The 15,871-nt window shown below is 56.3% G+C and carries 13 protein-coding genes; 6 read left to right on the top strand and 7 right to left on the bottom strand.

Annotated elements, in window-relative coordinates:
* Positions 1-179 precede the first annotated feature (179 nt).
* The gene (locus ABC337_RS13880; RefSeq protein WP_412883469.1) at positions 180-611 is read left to right on the top strand and encodes a hypothetical protein; all 432 of its coding nucleotides are present in this window, start codon (positions 180-182) and stop codon (positions 609-611) included.
* Positions 612-865: 254 nt separating this feature from the next.
* On the opposite strand, the gene ABC337_RS13875 is transcribed toward ABC337_RS13880, so the two are convergent.
* From ABC337_RS13875 to ABC337_RS13860, 4 genes are read right to left on the bottom strand one after another with little or no spacing between them, the layout of a single operon-like run.
* Positions 866-1,555 (bottom strand): DUF6338 family protein, encoded by a 690-nt coding sequence (locus tag ABC337_RS13875; protein ID WP_412883470.1) that lies wholly within the window; start codon positions 1,553-1,555, stop codon positions 866-868.
* Between the two features lie 58 nt (positions 1,556-1,613).
* Complete coding sequence (locus ABC337_RS13870; protein ID WP_412883471.1) at positions 1,614-4,733, bottom strand: type I restriction endonuclease subunit R; 3,120 nt, start codon at positions 4,731-4,733, stop codon at positions 1,614-1,616.
* On the bottom strand, positions 4,711-6,033 hold the full coding sequence (locus tag ABC337_RS13865) for a restriction endonuclease subunit S (RefSeq protein WP_412883472.1): 1,323 nt from the start codon (positions 6,031-6,033) through the stop codon (positions 4,711-4,713). The genes ABC337_RS13870 and ABC337_RS13865 overlap by 23 nt, the downstream gene beginning before the upstream one ends.
* Positions 6,030-7,988: a type I restriction-modification system subunit M gene (locus ABC337_RS13860; RefSeq protein WP_412883473.1), complete on the bottom strand. Its 1,959-nt coding sequence runs from the start codon at positions 7,986-7,988 to the stop codon at positions 6,030-6,032. Before ABC337_RS13860 ends, ABC337_RS13865 begins: the two co-directional genes overlap by 4 nt.
* A gap of 146 nt (positions 7,989-8,134) precedes the next feature.
* Between ABC337_RS13860 and ABC337_RS13855 the strand changes: the two genes are divergently transcribed.
* On the top strand, positions 8,135-8,593 hold the full coding sequence (locus ABC337_RS13855) for a hypothetical protein (RefSeq protein ID WP_412883474.1): 459 nt from the start codon (positions 8,135-8,137) through the stop codon (positions 8,591-8,593).
* A 486-nt stretch (positions 8,594-9,079) separates the two neighbouring features.
* Positions 9,080-9,505 (top strand): hypothetical protein, encoded by a 426-nt coding sequence (locus tag ABC337_RS13850; protein ID WP_412883475.1) that lies wholly within the window; start codon positions 9,080-9,082, stop codon positions 9,503-9,505.
* Between the two features lie 192 nt (positions 9,506-9,697).
* On the opposite strand, the gene ABC337_RS13845 is transcribed toward ABC337_RS13850, so the two are convergent.
* Entirely contained in the window at positions 9,698-9,937 is a 240-nt protein-coding gene (locus ABC337_RS13845) for a hypothetical protein (RefSeq protein WP_412883476.1), read from the bottom strand.
* A gap of 366 nt (positions 9,938-10,303) precedes the next feature.
* Between ABC337_RS13845 and ABC337_RS13840 the strand changes: the two genes are divergently transcribed.
* Positions 10,304-10,891 (top strand): hypothetical protein, encoded by a 588-nt coding sequence (locus ABC337_RS13840; RefSeq protein ID WP_412883477.1) that lies wholly within the window; start codon positions 10,304-10,306, stop codon positions 10,889-10,891.
* Positions 10,892-11,062: 171 nt separating this feature from the next.
* Here ABC337_RS13840 and ABC337_RS13835 read toward each other — a convergent pair whose 3' ends face one another.
* Positions 11,063-13,564, bottom strand: a complete 2,502-nt coding sequence (locus ABC337_RS13835) for a helicase C-terminal domain-containing protein (protein ID WP_412883478.1) — start codon at positions 13,562-13,564, stop codon at positions 11,063-11,065.
* A gap of 636 nt (positions 13,565-14,200) precedes the next feature.
* On the opposite strand from ABC337_RS13835, the gene ABC337_RS13830 reads away from it, so the two are divergent.
* Positions 14,201-14,644 (top strand): PH domain-containing protein, encoded by a 444-nt coding sequence (locus ABC337_RS13830; RefSeq protein WP_412883479.1) that lies wholly within the window; start codon positions 14,201-14,203, stop codon positions 14,642-14,644.
* 152 nt (positions 14,645-14,796) lie between these two features.
* On the top strand, positions 14,797-15,375 hold the full coding sequence (locus tag ABC337_RS13825) for a recombinase family protein (RefSeq protein WP_412883480.1): 579 nt from the start codon (positions 14,797-14,799) through the stop codon (positions 15,373-15,375).
* Positions 15,376-15,390: 15 nt separating this feature from the next.
* Here the strand turns inward: ABC337_RS13825 and ABC337_RS13820 are convergent, their stop codons facing one another.
* Positions 15,391-15,816, bottom strand: coding sequence for a hypothetical protein (locus ABC337_RS13820; protein ID WP_412883481.1), 426 nt, complete (start codon positions 15,814-15,816; stop codon positions 15,391-15,393).
* Positions 15,817-15,871 lie beyond the last annotated feature (55 nt).

Below are 15,871 nucleotides of genomic sequence, written 5' to 3'. Positions count from 1 at the left end.
AGGCACGTTCGGTTTTTTGCAGAGCCCGCGAACTCCGCTTCACCTTCGCCCGTCGCATTGGATACACACCACTAGAGCGTATCGACGGGCTGAACCCAAGGATGGGGCTCCGCCGATGGATCGACGGACATCCGAGACCGAGACGGACGACCGAACTGGGCGAGATTGCCAAGATTGCAGTGGCTGAAATCCACGACAATGGATCGGTAACTCTTACCGCTGCGGTGGGCGGCTTCGCTTCACCCAACGACACTCAGCCAAACCACATTGACGCCAAGCTAGCGGAAGGCTTCGTCGCGGACTTCGTTGCACTCGTAGGAAGCACAGCTCGCGAACTGTCGATACCCGGAGGCTATGAGACTCTCATCAACATGCGCTGGAGCGGAGCCGCACCGATTTACATCCGAATACCCGATCCACTGGGATATCTACTCGGCACAGAGTATTCGACCGGCATCAACGAATTCGTGCCCGTCTCAGCAGCCATCCCAGCCAACGCCTCCGACTCGATGCTGCTGACCGCAACTCAGGAACTGGGTCTCGATATCACAAACCATGGTGGTGCGCAGGGTCTGTATTCAATAAAAAGCAAGTTGGACAGCGACGAGTGACTACAAAGGGGCTCAGCTTCATAGACAGCGTTCTCCTCGCTGATGAAAAGAAGCCACAAAATGGCGTTCGGCTCTTAGGACGGTTGCCACTTGTACCGAATGACTAGTCCTTATTGGCTTTTGGCTTCGAGGTTCCTGAGGGGCTGGTGGGAGCTTTCCTCGGTTCGGGAACGTGCGTCATCGGCTTAGCCCCTTTGGTCACAGTCGTCCTCACTCCCGCACCACCTAGAAGCGTCTTGTTGGTCGCGCTCTCGTTACTCATGAAGGGTCCTTTCGTCTTCGCTGCTGGGCGCGCTTGCTACCCACTCGATTACACACTTTTCTGTCACCGCGAGCCAAACGCCCGCCGTGCCGTCAATCTTCTGTCCGAAAACGCCATCATCGGTCATTTCGTATTGCGACTCTATGAAGATGTCTCTCGGCTGTGGGTAGGTGCTGAGAAAGGATCGAGTACTGAACCAGCCTCCTACCCATGCACCGTCTTCAAGTCTTACTCGGACGAACCTTCCGGATTCTATGCGCTGCGCTTCTTTGTCCCAAGCAGTGGGCGTGCTCTCGTAACTGCGAGTGAGGACTGGAATCGTCCGCCCTTTCAACGGACCACGCGTTATTTGAACCTTGGTTGTGGTCCCAAAAATGAGAAGCGCCACTACGCAGGGGACCGTGATGAGCAAGGCGAGGACAAGCAGCCCCAACAGTCCCACATTCTTAAGAACGAAATCAGGGTCTCGCAGGTCATCAAATGTAAAGAGATTCCCGAACACAATGGCGTACAGGCAGTCAAAGACGACGCTGGCGAACACAGCTTCCAGAATCCGCACACCAATAGTCGTGTCTATGTTTCTGTGTCCGATGAGAAGGGTTCTAGCGGTGGAGAACGAGACCCCCGGAATGACCAGCAAGATGAGGGCTGTAACACCGTAGACAGATGTCGGGAGCTGCATTAAGGGTTACTCTCCCGACTGAAAGTGGTCAGTGCCGACGGAGTCGAATCAATGCAACTCATGCCGCATCCTCGTCCCGGAGCTTCTCGAAGAGGCCCATCTTCTTCAGCAGCTCCACCATCTCGCCTACCTTGTCGGAGGACAGCACCCAGCCGATGCCCTTGGAGTGTTGCTCCCCCGCTTCGATCACGGAGTCCTCCACAGTGGTGAGAATCTTCGGTGAGGAGTAGAAGTCCACCTTTCCGTTCGCCGCTGCCTGACCACGTAGGGTCTGGTTCTCCAAAGCCTTGTTCATCACGCTCTCCGCCACCGAAAGCTGATCAGCATCCGACAGTCCAGAGCCTTCGAAGAAGGTGTTCATCTGCTCTATGATTTCCGCCCAGCGCGCTTTCTGCGCCTCGTGGGCTGACCCGCTGCCAGCAGCCGTCATCGGGTCCAGTGCCACTGAATCCTCGGCGGAGAGCTTCAGGTCCGCCTTAGCCTGCTTCTGGAGCTTGTAATGGGTCATCACGACCTCGGACAAGTCCAGTGTTTCCCGATCCTGATTCTCGGTGCTGATGACGCGGGCGAGCAGCTTGTAGAAGATGGAGCGCTTCTCCAGATCAGTGTCCTGATAGTCGATGATCTGGGACAGGAAATCGTAAGCCCTGATGAAGCTACCGAGGTCCTTGCGGAAGATGTCCAGAGCGTCGATGGCTGCCACGTCCTTGGCATCACGGGCTTTCTGGTACCTCGCTCTGAAGCGGGAGCGCGCCGGTTCCACAACTGCTGTCAGCGCTTCGTGGCTGACTTTCCCGACCCACGCCGCAGCAGCCTGCTCGACTTCGATTTCCTCGTAGATGCCCGCATCATCAAGCTTCGCCTGAAGATCATGCACAATATCCGGGTCGGTGACACCGGAAAGCTCGGCTTCCTTGTGGTACTGCTGGAAGGCAGCCAGTATCTCGTCTGGATCGTTCACGAAGTCGATGATGAAGGTCTGGTCTTTCCCCGTTGTGACACGGTTCAGCCGGGAAAGCGTCTGGACAGCGGTAATGCCGGAGAGCCTCTTGTCCACGTACATGGCGACAAGCAGCGGTTGGTCAAAGCCGGTCTGGAACTTATTGGCAACCAGCATGATCTGGTAATCGTCAGTGTTGAACGCCTTCGGAATCTCTCGCCCGTGGAGTCCGGGATTCATGTTGATCTCGTTCAGCTTCTCGGCGGAAACCTCGCTGTCCACCACATCACCCGAGAACGCCACCAAAGTGGCAAGGTCCTTGTAGCCCTTGTCGGCAATGTACTTATCCATAGCCACCTTGTAGCGCACGGCTTCCTTGCGGGAGCCTGTGACGACCATCGCCTTGGCTCGACCAGCAAGGTGATGCCTGACATTGGAGCGGAAGTGCTCCACGATCACAACAACCTTCTGGCTGATGTTGTACGGGTGCAGCTTCACCCACCGCATGAGTTCCTTGACAGCCTCAGACTTCTCGATGGTCGCCTGATCGGAATCGTAGTCAACCCCGTTGTGAGCGAGCTTGAACGCCAGCTTGTACGGCGTGTAGTTCTTCAGAACGTCGAGAATGAAGCCTTCCTCAATGGCCTGCTGCATGGAATACAGGTGGAACGGTGCCGGGAGGCCAGCGGCGTTCTTCCGCCCGAACAACTCCAGCGTCTTGGCTTTAGGAGTAGCGGTGAAAGCGAAGAACGACAAGTTCTTGCTTTCCGCGCGTTTGTTCATCTCCTCCAACAACACCTCCTCGGTGGAGAGGACCACTTCCTCCACCTCGGGATCATCTTCTCCTTCAACTACAGGAGCGTCATTTCCGGAGGTCAGCACCTTCTTCAGGTTCTTGGCAGCGTCACCTGACTGGGAGCTGTGTGCCTCGTCCGCAATGATCGCAAACGACTTACCCTTCAACCCCTTGTTCTTTGCAATCTCATCCAAAGCGAACGGGAACGTCTGAAGCGTGACACCGATAATCTGGATGCCACCAAGCAACGCAGCGGAAAGCGCTTTGGACTTGGAGCTGCCGGAACCTGACGTGATGGCCTTGAACACACCGTCAGTCTTGTTGAGTTGCTGTACAGCCTCCTGCAACTGACCATCCAGCACCTTCCGGTCACTGATGACGATGACGGAATCGAACATCTTCTTCCCATTTGCGTTGTGCAGAGAGTTCAAGCGGTGGGCAGTCCACGCAATGGAGTTCGTCTTCCCCGAACCTGCCGAATGCTGAATGAGGTATCGGTGACCGGGACCTTCAGCAGCAGCGGTGTCCGCGAGCAGATTGACGGCTTCCCACTGGTGGAAGCGAGGAAACAGGAGTGATTTGGAGACGGTCTTTTCGCCCGTGATCGGGTCAACCCTTTTCTCCACGTGCAGATGCATGAATTTGCCGAGGATGGTCAGCCATGAGTCGCGCTGAAGCACCCGCTCCCAAACGTACGCAGTCTGGGAGCCGCTGGGGTTCGAGGGGTTTCCCTTGTGGCCGTCGTTGCCCATGTTAAACGGCAAAAAGCGAGACTGATTACCCTGCAAGTGGGTCGTCATAAAGCATTCCGTGTTGGACACGGCGAAGTGCACCAGTGCTCGATGACCGAAGGAGAATAGCGGCTCAGCCTTGCGGGTGGTCGGGTCAACGGGGAGCCGGTTCGTCTTGTACTGGTCCATGGCGTCCTGCACCGTCTGGGTGAAGTCCGTCTTCAGTTCCATTGTGGCAACCGGCAGGCCGTTGACGAAGAACACGAGGTCAACACTGTTCTTGTTGCTGGATGAGTAGTACACCTGACGCATGACCCGGAGCCGCATCCTGCCGTAGTCAGCCACTGTCTTCGGGTTCTTGTCGTCATTGGGCTTGAACTGGGACATCCGGAATTTCGCCGGGGTAGCCTTGAACCCGTTCCGTAGCACGGAGAGGGTGCCGCCCCCGGTCTCCAAGGGAGTATCCAGCACTTTCACCAAGCGCGTGAGAAGCCGCGTAAAGGACTTCTTCTGCACCTCGGTTGAGTCATCGGGCTTTACGAACTTCTCCAACTCCTGCGGCTGAGTGTCCGCCAACCATGCACGGACATCCTCCGGGAAGAGCGCTAGCTCCTTGTCGTAGCCGGTGCCGTTCTCCGAATACAACCACCCGTGCGCAGCAAGATGCTCCGCGATCCCCTTCTCAAACTCAACCTCGTTGTACAACGCCATAACTAGCAGCCCCCAGCCCAGCAGTAATGTGGTCCCGAACGTCGATCTTGCCTGTCACAGCGGCGGAGATCAGCGCCGCACGACGCTCCTTGGACAGCTCAATAGCTTCCTTAGCGTCCGCAATGGCAGCGTCGATCTCTGAAGTTTCGAAGTCGAGGTAATCGACAATTTCCTGCTGCTCCGCCAGCGACGGCTTGGGCAACCGCAGGCTTGCAATGTGCTTCGTGTTGATCTGAGGCACGGTCGAGACATCGGCTATTTCTTCCAGTTTTACTAGCTGAAGAACGTATGCGAAGAACTTCGAATCGCAGTCTTTGTATGGCTTCCAACCCATCAAGTTCGGGTCCAGAAACGCTGGTTCCTTAACGATGTTTACCTTGTTGGTGAAAATAGCCGCTCCGCGCTTAGGGAATACGATGAAGTTAGTAATGGGAGCAGCGGCATACCGCTCAACGAACCATCGCGTTGGCTGGAGTGAAAAACCTTCCACGGACAGGGAGGACACTTTGAGGAATTGCGTGCCCGAGACTTCGTTGATGTCTTCTTCCTTTATCATCTCCGAGCCGAAGACCTTTCCGATTCGCGTGCCCTTATCAACGACCCAGTGCTGGGGAACTTTCCCGATCCACGGCACACCGCTGTCCTTCATTTTGACAGTCAGGTCAAGGCCCTTGGTGACCGCTTGTGTGATGGTGGCAGCACGGCGTTCATTCAGCAGTTCAATGAGTTCTTCCTGATCCGCAATGAACGCATCAATCTCGGCGGCCTCGTGATCGAGGTATGAAGCGATGGCTTGCTGTTCACCGACGGATGGCAGCAGCACGGGGAGGACTCGGTGCTTTTCGGGGTCTAGGTCCCATTGGGAAGGCCGGACCCCCTTAGATATGGAGGCGTACGCTCCGATGTATGGGCCTGACCGCAACAAATAATGGAGGTATCGTAAGTCGTGGTTGGAGAGCGACCTAAAAACGAAGTAGGCAGGGCTTACTATCCCTTCGAATTCGGAAACAGCGACCGAGCCTTGCCATGCCTTCATCTTGTTGATCACCAAGTCTCCAACATTGACAAACTGATACTTGGACAGGTCTTCGGAAGCGCGGTTGTGATTGTCGTCCCGGCTGGATTTCGGGATAACGCCATAATCTCTGTATACGGAGAGGAGTTCTTCTTCTCCTGAGCCAAGTCGTTTGCTCCGACGAAACAGTGTCCAAAGCGGCTGAACTCCCCATGTATTGGGAACCGCGCCCAACCACTCGGCACCGCTGTCCTTGTATTCGGGGTACGGATTCGGTGCAGTCATGCCTTCACCGCTTCCAGTCGTGCCCGGATACGACCGAGCACAGCATCCAAATCCTCGTCAATCGCATCAAGGGTGCGAGTCTCCTGATGCTTGTAGAAGTGGCGGGTAAAAGGAATCTCGTACCCGATCTTGGTCTTGGACTCATCGATCCAAGCCTCCGGCGCGAATGGCAGAACCTCGCGCTCAAAGTACTCTTGAACGTCTTCAGTTAAAGGCACATTTTCGGTGTCGCGCAATTCCGGGTCAGCCTCCGCGATCCCCTTGGAGTTGGTGCTGATCTCACCCGATTCGTCTCGGGCAGAGAGTCCAGATACAAGTGCTTTGAGCAGCGGTGCAGCGAGGTTCACTCCTGCCCTCTTAATTGCGGTACGAACGTCCGCCGTGAATCCGTCCCTGTTGGTCCACACGTGCTCCGTGTTCAGCTCCGCCAAAGCAGTGCGCACCGCGTCAGTTTCGCCTTCAGTCAGCTTCACCAGTCCCTTGGAAGCCAGTGCGTTTGATAGGCGCGCTCCGGTCACAGCGAAGTTTATCCGGAGCGGGCGATCCACGGTGATCGTCCGGTATCCGAAGTCAGCAGTCGTGAAGACCTTGCTGTATTTGGGGTCCGCGTCAGCGTATTCACCGTAGAGGGTGACAATGCGGTCGATGTCAGCCTGACCAAGTTCCTTGGCTTTGGAGCCAAGGTTCTTGCGCATCTTCTGGAAAAACTGGGAACCGTCAATGAGCTGGACAGTCCCTTGCCGTTCCTCCGACTTGCGGTTCGTTAGCACCCAGATATATGTGGAGATGCCTGTGTTGTAAAACATGTCGGTCGGCAGGGCAATGAGTGCTTCCAGCAGGTCGTGCTCCAGAACGTACCTTCGAATCTCCGATTCGCCGGAACCGGCACCGCCCGTGAACAACGGTGAGCCGTTCAGGACGATGGCAGCTCGACCGCCACCGTCGCGCACCGGGCGCATCTTCTTGATCAAGTGCAGCAGGAAGAGCAGTGAGCCATCGGAGACGCGGGGTAGTCCGGGACCGAAACGACCCTCATACCCCAACTCCTTGTGCTCTTTCTCGACGGCTTGTTGGGATTTCTTCCAGTCCACGCCGAATGGCGGGTTGGAGAGGCAGTAATTGAACGTCTTCCCGAGGTGCCCGTCGTCGGTCAGCGTGTTGCCTAGAGCGATAGCTCCAATGTCCTGCCCCTTTATAACCATGTCCGCTTTGCAGATTGCGTATGACTCAGGGTTCAGTTCCTGACCCGCAAGCGTGAGGGTCGCGTCGGGGTTCATCTTTCTGATGTGCTCGTCAGCAACTGAGAGCATACCGCCCGTCCCGGCAGTCGGGTCATAGATCGACCGGACGATGTTGGCTTTGTCGAGATCGCTGTCATCCGGCGCAAAAAGGACGTCCACCATAAGGTGAATCACCTCGCGAGGCGTGAAGTGTTCACCAGCGGTCTCGTTGGAGGACTCCGCGAACTTACGGATCAATTCCTCGAAGATCAAACCCATCTCATTGTTGGAGACGTGTCGCGGGTGAAGATCGACGGCGGCAAACTGCTGTACAAGCAGGAAGAGCAGATCGTGGTCGTGCAGCTCTTCAATGCGCTCTTCCAACTTGTACTTCTCAAAAATGTCACGCACGTTGTCCGAGAACCCGCGCACGTAGTCCAGCAGGTTGTCCCGAACGTTGTCTGCGTCCCCGATGAGTTTCGAGAAGTCATACTGCGACGTGTTGTAGAAGGCGTGCTTGGACTTCCGGGGAAGGAGCACCGTCAGCGGGATACCGCCGTCCTTCGACTTTTCGTACTCCGCCAGAACATCAGCCTTGGTTTCCGCAAGCACAGCGTCCAGTCGGCGCAAAATTGTGAACGGCAGGACGATGGAACCGTACTGGTGCGGACGGTAGGAACCACGCAGCAGATCAGCGATGCTCCAGATGAAGTTGGCGTAGTTCTTGTTAGACAAAAAAGATCCTCAGAAGGGTGCTCGACAGGTTTCTGATGCCATGCTATCCGGCAGACCGCGATCACTCGCGTGATTTCTTCGGTGCCCGCACCGGCGTTGCGGGTACGGGCAACAGTAGTCGGCCCCCGGTCTTGTATGTTTTGGGCATGGATGAACTGATCAAGCAAGGCCAATGGTGGTGGTTGCTCCTCCCTGTAGCAACCGGTGCATTCGCACTTGGCGGAAGCTGGCTTGGAGCACACCTAGGGCGCAGGACCGAACACAGCCAATGGCTTCGGAACGAAAAACGTAAGGCCTATCACGAGTTCTTGAAGTCGGGTCACTCTCTCGCCCAGTTTTTGAGCGAGGCTCCGGAAAGGTGGCAAATGCTGAAAGAAGATATGGATGTCCACGCCAAAATTCTGTTGTCAGAAGACATAGATTTCTTCGCACCAAAGCGCCTTGACAAGCATCTCATGGCCTTCAGTACTGCCGTCGTCGGCGCATTCGCGTATGAGGAGAGCGCCACGGATGGTCTCACTCGCGAACAGGCACGCAAAAATTTTGACAAGGCACACCAGACCCTTCGCAAGGCCATGCGCAAGGATCTTGGCATCACGGACTAGTGACAAAACTCTCCGGAGGGTAGCGGGATGGACATTGGGCGAGCATGATTCAGCTACCAAGGAAAGGACTGATCACAGTGGGCTTCACCTTTCGGAGCGTGTCCGTCTCGGCAAGACGGGCCACGTCAATATCTCCAAGTCCGGGGCTTCCGTCTCCGAGAAACTCGGGCCAGTGAGCCTTAGCAGCCGTGGCCGGGTCACTATTCGGCTCCTGCCCGGCCTGTCCTTCCGGTTCGGCGGACGGCGACACCGCTAGAGCGGCTTGGCTACGACTTGCGGTCAACCGTGACCACCAGATCAATGTTCAGGGCGTCTGCATAACCTCCGCGGCGCGCAGAAAGCCCGGCCCTCCCGTGTTGGCGGGGATTCGAAGTCTGCCGCGTCGATGTCAGGCAGGGAAACACGCTAGTTCTTCATGGCCAAAGACCTCGACCCACGATGGCGCCTTTACGATTGCGGAAGCTCCAAGAAAGATGGGTGTGTGCCGTGGATAAGCACGAGGAACTATCGAAGCTGCTGGAGGACTTCATCGACGCGGTGCATCGGGTGAACTGGCAATCGCCAATGGGAATCATGAATTTCTTCCCGAACGGCTGCTGCACGGTTGCGTCCTTCGCATTCGGGAACTTACTTCAGGACCGTGGCCTTGGAGATTGGCATATCGTCAATGGGAGTGCCGGGGAGATGTCGAACCACGACTGGCTAGTCTCGGCGGATGGATGGGTCGTGGATGCAACTTGCCACCAGTTCAAATTCGGAATCGATGCGTTTGTCTCCTTCGGGGGACCTTCTCCGCTGGAGACATATTTTCCTCCGAAGCAGAGGATCGAGCTCTCAGGGGGGACTGCTGCTCACCGAGCCGTGTATCGGATCATCGAACACGAGATGTTGCTAAAGGCTGAAGAGGAATGACGGTCCATCAACAACATTCCGAACTCGGCAGGAGCTGCTGGAGGAATACAGACGGGAGTCAGAAAAGTCGGCGTTGGCACAAAGGCATGGATGGCGCCCGAGGTGCTGAAGCAGCATCGTAGCTGCCGTCGCCGCCAACATGGCTTGGTGTGATCGTGTTTAGACAACACCTGCGCTGGGCACGCCTTCCGTTTACGAGGCTACGACAGGTCCGGATTGATTTAGCTTTTCTACGATGGGAGCCAGCACTTTCGCAGGCTTAGTCATGTGGTCGAGCAGTTCCAACTGCATCAGGTGCTGGTTGACGTAGTCGTGTCGCAGGGACGCGATGCGCGCCGCTTGGCGCACGAGCGCAGCGACAGTTGTCGCCGGTCGGTCGAAGTTGTCCAGTGCAGTGTGTAGCAACTCCCGAACGCGGGCTTGCTCAGTCATCCGTTCCGCAAAGTTGTTGTGAGCCTTACGGGCGGAGCATACAACAGTGGAGCGCCGCCCAAGGGTCCCAAGCCGTGCCGTGGCGTCCATGTTCCAACCTGACACCGAATCCAAGGCAATGCCATGAGGATTAGGTACAGCGGTCTGGTCTTTTCGCTCCGCAGACATGCTGATACGGCGCAGGCCGCCCGCCCGATGTAGGCTGCACGCTGTCCACCGTTCAAATAGTTTGCCCACCGTACCGTACCGTGCATCGGCAACTCTTCGAGAGCGCCCGACTCAACCCTCCAGACATTAGCGTCGGATGCTGACCCTTGGTTGGGGGCTGCGTGGGGATCAATCTAGATATGTCTGTACTTTTGGCATATGGATAATCTCGTTGGTGTTCTGGTGGGAGCGGTCGTCACTGCTGTTGCTGGATTTATTGGTTTGATGATCAGCAAGCAGACCGAGCACAAGCAGTGGCTTCGGAACCGGCGGCTGGAGGTCTACACATCCCTGATTCGGCAGGTCCATGCTTCCAGCAACGCCCTCGACCACTACCACGCTACCGGGGAGCAATTGACAACGACGCTGGATGACATCAAGGACCTGACCAACTCGAAGCTGTTCATCGTTGCGCCCCATTCCGTGAGGAGCGCCTCACAGCAATACCTAGCTGTCTTGCAGATCGCAGGGACCGAAGAAAACGTTGTGGACGAGGAGAAATTCGCGCACTGGACCCGACGGAGATCGGAGGAGTATCACGCTCTTGAAGCAGCCATTAGGAAGGACCTTGGCACACATGACAAGATTCGCCCAACGCTCCGTTCCCGGATGTGGACTGTCATATATTTCTTCATCGACCCGCCTCAAAAGTGGTACTACCGTCGCTATGGTGTTCCGTGGACAACGAACCACCCGACACGCGCGATGCGAAAGCATCGGAAAGAACACGGCTTCTCAAGTCACTAGCGCTGCGGACTGAACCGCTCCGGGAATCATGCCGCCCTTTTGTTGGCGGCGTCCTCGTCAGTTTCGGACCGTTCGCGGTGGGTCATGGGCTGAATCTGCTGCGCGGATTGGAGGTCCTCCTGACGCGCGACTTGCTCATCACACTGTTCGTTGCGGCATCGTTCCCCTGAATCAGTTCGTCACGGCGACAGTGCTGATCGCAAAATTCATGAGAGCCTTGGGGCCCTGAAGCTGATGGTGCATCAATTGAAGTCCGACTTGGTCGGGATTATGGAAGGTGCCGTCGGATGCCAGCGCGGCTGCCCATGCCCGTACCGCCGACTTCATCCGTTCAAGGCCTTTGGTCGTCACTACCCGCGTTCCGTGTGGCGGGAAGGCATCGCGGTTCGGCTTGTTCGTTATATGGAACATCACCGGCACCGCACTCAAAGGCTGCGGATACTCGCTGTTAAACCAGCTCATGGAAGTGGATAGCTGCCCGACGTCATGCTTCCGTATGAATTCGGTGACAACGTTGTTTTTGATCTCGATAACGGCGTATTCGGAACCTCCAAGATGCCAAAGAACGTCGGGGCCCTTCTTGAAGTCCTTTTCCGGCCTCTGGCTGGCGAGTCCCAAGTGTTCGCCCAAGTCGGCCAGCGCCTGTTCAAATGGCTCGACGGTAGCCGGAGAGGCGTCGAAAATAAGATCGGCCAAAACCGAGTTGACGCCGATCAGCAGATCATCTGGAGACTTGTACTTACCGGAGAGGAAGGCAGCGGCGGTCGAGGCTTGTTCCGCCGCTTTGCCCTTCAACGGAATGTAGGCGATCCCTTGTTCCGGCTTCAGAAGCGCCCTGTTGTCGTCAAGCGCTTGGACCTGCAACTTCTGAGCGGCAACCGGGTTAATCGGGTGCAAATATGCAGCTTTTTGTTGCCGCATCCATCCCCGCACACGTGCGTCGTCTCTGACTGCGTTTATGGCCTGCTGCTGAGCGTCGGCGGCCTCTTGATAGCGTTGCTGAGCTGCCAGATCGAAAGCCCGTCGCTCTGGTCGCGCGGTATCTGAAACGTTGCCCTCACCATACTTGACACCCACCAAAGCGTTCCGGCTAGCCGTTACCCAGCCGATATCACGACTCAGGCACTGATCGACAACCGCCTTAAAATCTTCGACCGCACCGCCGCGCAGTTGACTCGCGATCTCTCTCGAAAGCGCCAACTGAGCACGGGTCGCTGGACTGAAATGGTTTGGAGCTTCAACGTCGTGCAGCCGACGTACCAGTTTGTCCCCAAGCAGAATAATCACTGCATGATCATCTCGGGATCTGATACCCCTGCCCATGCCTTGCTCAATGCGCTGCAACTGTCTTCCGGTCATCGCCCATGTATCATCTAGAGCTGCCGATTCCAGTCGATCCATGCCGGAATACGCTTCCGGCAAGCCATCTATGACAAGAACCCGACACGCGTCCTCAGGAAGATCAACCCCATCGTATTTGGCTACAAGGACGGTGAACCCAGACTTGTTGGCCTTCAGATCGGCCACACCGTCTTCCAGATTGGCCGCCGAAAGAGTCGCCGTTGCGACGTCACCCCACCATTTTGCACGGGCTGCCGATGGAACTATAACCACAACGTTTGTTCGTCCTGCTAGGTCCGACAGGTACTCCTTGAGGGCATGCTCTGTCCAATCCGGTCGCACTTCCTGCGGAATCAGAATCATCCGCTCACCGATGTCATCCGCCGAGCTGGGGGTTATTGGTTGTCGGACCGACTGTTCGTCAGCTCCAAAGTGCGTGACAAGCACACTGTCATCAGCGAGAGTTGCCGTCAGATAGATACGGCGCTGTGCCTGTGTAAAGCTGGGCACTTCATCCACCGGAGGCAACGGCGGCTTGATTTGAACTTCCGTTGCCGTGAACACGCAGCGGCACAGAGGTATCACGTTTTTTATCAGCGGCCACGCCCATTCCATCTCCGGGTCCCCTCTGCGAGCGTGAAGTTCCTCCGTCACCCGAGTCCCAAGGTCAAACCAATCCCATGGAGCGACCTGTAGCGCCGCCGTGTTGTCTCCGGCCTTGAGATCAAGCAACCCAGCGGGATATTGCCGACGAAGACTTGCCTCAGTCAACGCGAGAATCCTCCCATAAACCGGGTTAGCGGACGGAATCGTCAGTTCGAATTGTTGCTCGACAGCGGTTAGGCAGGCATGCGCGTCATCGATCAGGACTGCTCCAAGCTTGATCTTGCGTCCTTCATTGCCAACCCCAAACTTGCTCCGGCCATTGAAGAGGGTGTGAACCGTTGTTACCAGAACCGCTTCACCGTGGAGAACCGCTGAGTCTCGTGGATCGCGAGACACCACAATTCCCAAGTCAGCCGCTGTCGCAACAACTTGATCCGCGAGGTACGTGTCGGGAGTTAAATAGGCTGCTGGACGAACCCCCTCATTAAGCGAACTCTTCAGCATCAGAAGGCCCACAACGGTCTTGCCGTTTCCAGTGTTCATCTTCACAACGAGGTCGGGTTTTGTCCGTTTCTCAAACCAACGATCAAAGACTTCGCGTTGAACATCGCGCAGGTACTCAAGACGCCCACTCTTACTTGGTAGTGCGGCAAAAATCGCGCGTGGGTGCAGTTCTCTATCCGAGGCCGAGGGGCCGCCGAGCTTTGCAAAATCGATGCCTGCCATCTTGCGCCCTTCGAATTGGATGAATTTGACTTCACAATACGCGAACGCTCAGGGGCTTCCCCGCGTTGCCCATCGTCAGGCGAAGCGCCGCGCGACACATACTGCGCTCAGTCCCCATGACCTGATCGCCTCTGTCGCCCGGAGAAGACCGTGCACTAGCCATCCGCAGCGGGAGCCACACTGAAGCGCATCCTCGATGATCACGATCTGATCGACGCGTACGCATTCGTGGTTCTATTGAAGCTGACCTTCGAGCTGCGGAATGATTTGGCGCATTACTTTCGAGGGGATACGACGACGAGAAGCGACCATCAACCTTGTCAGCATCCGGAAGGGCGCGGAAGTCCCGAAGAGCTATGACGCCCTTTACGTTCATTGGTTGGTCACAGAGCAAGCGCCGGTTGTTGAGCGCGAGCTTCAGGAGCTGTACTTCACCATCGCACCGGGCAAAGGAATGGCACGAGGTCTGGCTCAGCCTGTTGCCCCATGATGAAGCTGGGCGGTGGCTACGCAGGGTATGTCTCCCTGAGTAGGAGTTCATTCGATGGCTCCATAGGCTGTCCTCATGTTGAAAACGAGATTAACTCCCTGTCATGGTGACAAGTCGTTCGAAGGGGCTGTGGCTGCTCAGCAGAGGTGGACATTGTTGGCTCCCTGAACCTCGCTGATACTTCGTTGCATTTTGTCATTGTCACAGAGGCAGATAATCACCGGTACTTCAAGTCTGACGAAGCGGCACGTAATCCGGAATATCGTCGTTACCATCTGGAACTGGTGCGCGTAGTCAGTGTCCCGGCAAATATGAGGATTCGACTTCACGGGCGGTTCACGCCTAATAAAAAACATGACGGTGGCTGGGTATGGGTCGTTCTTGACTCATGGCGGGAACTAGCAGTGCGATTCGACAAGGGCGAAATCCCCGATGAGTTCGTAGAACTCCTAGGCAAGTGGAATGTTGCCGGAGGCTGGTACGGCAACGAACTCATGGCGAGGATGAACGCTGAGTTAGAGCGGAAAGAGCTGTTGAAGGCCGCAAGGGAGTCTGGCGCTGCTGCTGTCCTGCTCGATGGCACTCTCTAGTCACTGTCAAAAACTATAGGTTTTGAGAGCCTTCCGGTCCCAACCACTTCCTACGGGACCGGTAGGCCTTTTTACTGTCAATTAGCCTGTCATTATCATACTGTCACAAACCACACTGTCAATTGCTCTTTTTCTGTGGCAGAGTGGCAACCATGACGACAACGGTTGAGGCAACGGGGCAGGTCTTGGGCTACGCCCGCATATCGACGGCGGATCAGGACGCGTCCTTACAGCGCGATGCGCTTGAGAAGTACGGCTGCGAGGACATTTACAGCGACACGATGAGCGGCGCGAAAGCGGAACGCCCTCAGCTCACAGCGATGCTGAAGCACTTGCGCAGCGGAGATACGGTGGTCGTCTGGAAGATCGACCGTATGGGGCGTTCACTGCTCAACCTGCTGGAGCTGGTGAAAGTACTGCAAGGGAAAGGCGTGGGTCTGGTCTCCATCAAGGAAGGTCTGGATACTCGGACGGAGATGGGCCGCTTCCAGCTCAATCTCCTAGCCAGTGTTGCGGAATGGGAAAGAGAGACCATCCGTACCCGTGTCAAGGCAGGCGTCGATGCGGCTAGGGCACGTGGACGGGTTGGTGGTCGGAAGCCGAAGCTCTCCCCCTCCAAGGTCAAGATGGCAAAGACGATGTATGCCAGCCGCGAATACACGATCAAGGAAATCGCTGACGAGTTGGTCGTTTCCGAATCAACGATCTACCGGGTCATCAGGGAGCCGTAGCATCCACTGGACCCATTACCAGTCTGCTGGCTGCCTACCAGTGAGAACTGGCGTGCTTCCCTGCATTGCTCCGTAGGTCATGAATGATTTCCCGCCTACTTCCCATTGGACGGTGATCCGTCGTTCGTTGAGGATATTTCTCCTCCCACCACGGGCAGGCACCTTGCGTATCTCGATCCGTTTAATGAGGCTGGACATAAGATGGCGGCGCTGGCTGGTGTCCATCTGATCGAAGAGTTCTACGCCGTTGAGTAGCTGATTGTGAGTGGCATTCGCGAGCCTCAACGAAGACTGTTCATCCTCAAGCTTCCGGCGACGGTGCTCCTTCTCATCCTTTACGGTGACATATGTGGCTTCGGTGATGATTCCCCGATCCAATCTTCCGTAGTCAACAACTAGCTCGCTAGCCAGCGCGGCCAACTCGTTCTCGATTTCGAGCATCCTCTGCACGCCCTGTTGGGCGGGCGCAAAACTGTGACTGTTAGTTCGGATTGGC

Source organism: Arthrobacter phoenicis, from assembly GCF_047238215.1.
GTDB lineage: Bacteria > Actinomycetota > Actinomycetes > Actinomycetales > Micrococcaceae > Arthrobacter.
Note: the sequence above shows the minus strand (reverse complement) of the source record. Positions and strands in the feature narration are given on the sequence as shown.

What these genes read in the sequence shown, in the direction of transcription:
- ABC337_RS13840 (WP_412883477.1), top strand. Translation starts at nt 10,304, where the DNA reads ATGGATAATCTCGTTGGTGTTCTGGTGGGAGCGGTCGTCACTGCTGTT.
- ABC337_RS13855 (WP_412883474.1), top strand. Translation starts at nt 8,135, where the DNA reads ATGGATGAACTGATCAAGCAAGGCCAATGGTGGTGGTTGCTCCTCCCT.
- ABC337_RS13875 (WP_412883470.1), bottom strand. Translation starts at nt 1,555, where the DNA reads ATGCAGCTCCCGACATCTGTCTACGGTGTTACAGCCCTCATCTTGCTG.
- ABC337_RS13865 (WP_412883472.1), bottom strand. Translation starts at nt 6,033, where the DNA reads ATGACTGCACCGAATCCGTACCCCGAATACAAGGACAGCGGTGCCGAG.
- ABC337_RS13845 (WP_412883476.1), bottom strand. Translation starts at nt 9,937, where the DNA reads ATGACTGAGCAAGCCCGCGTTCGGGAGTTGCTACACACTGCACTGGAC.
- ABC337_RS13825 (WP_412883480.1), top strand. Translation starts at nt 14,797, where the DNA reads ATGACGACAACGGTTGAGGCAACGGGGCAGGTCTTGGGCTACGCCCGC.
- ABC337_RS13870 (WP_412883471.1), bottom strand. Translation starts at nt 4,733, where the DNA reads ATGGCGTTGTACAACGAGGTTGAGTTTGAGAAGGGGATCGCGGAGCAT.
- ABC337_RS13820 (WP_412883481.1), bottom strand. Translation starts at nt 15,816, where the DNA reads ATGCTCGAAATCGAGAACGAGTTGGCCGCGCTGGCTAGCGAGCTAGTT.
- ABC337_RS13835 (WP_412883478.1), bottom strand. Translation starts at nt 13,564, where the DNA reads ATGGCAGGCATCGATTTTGCAAAGCTCGGCGGCCCCTCGGCCTCGGAT.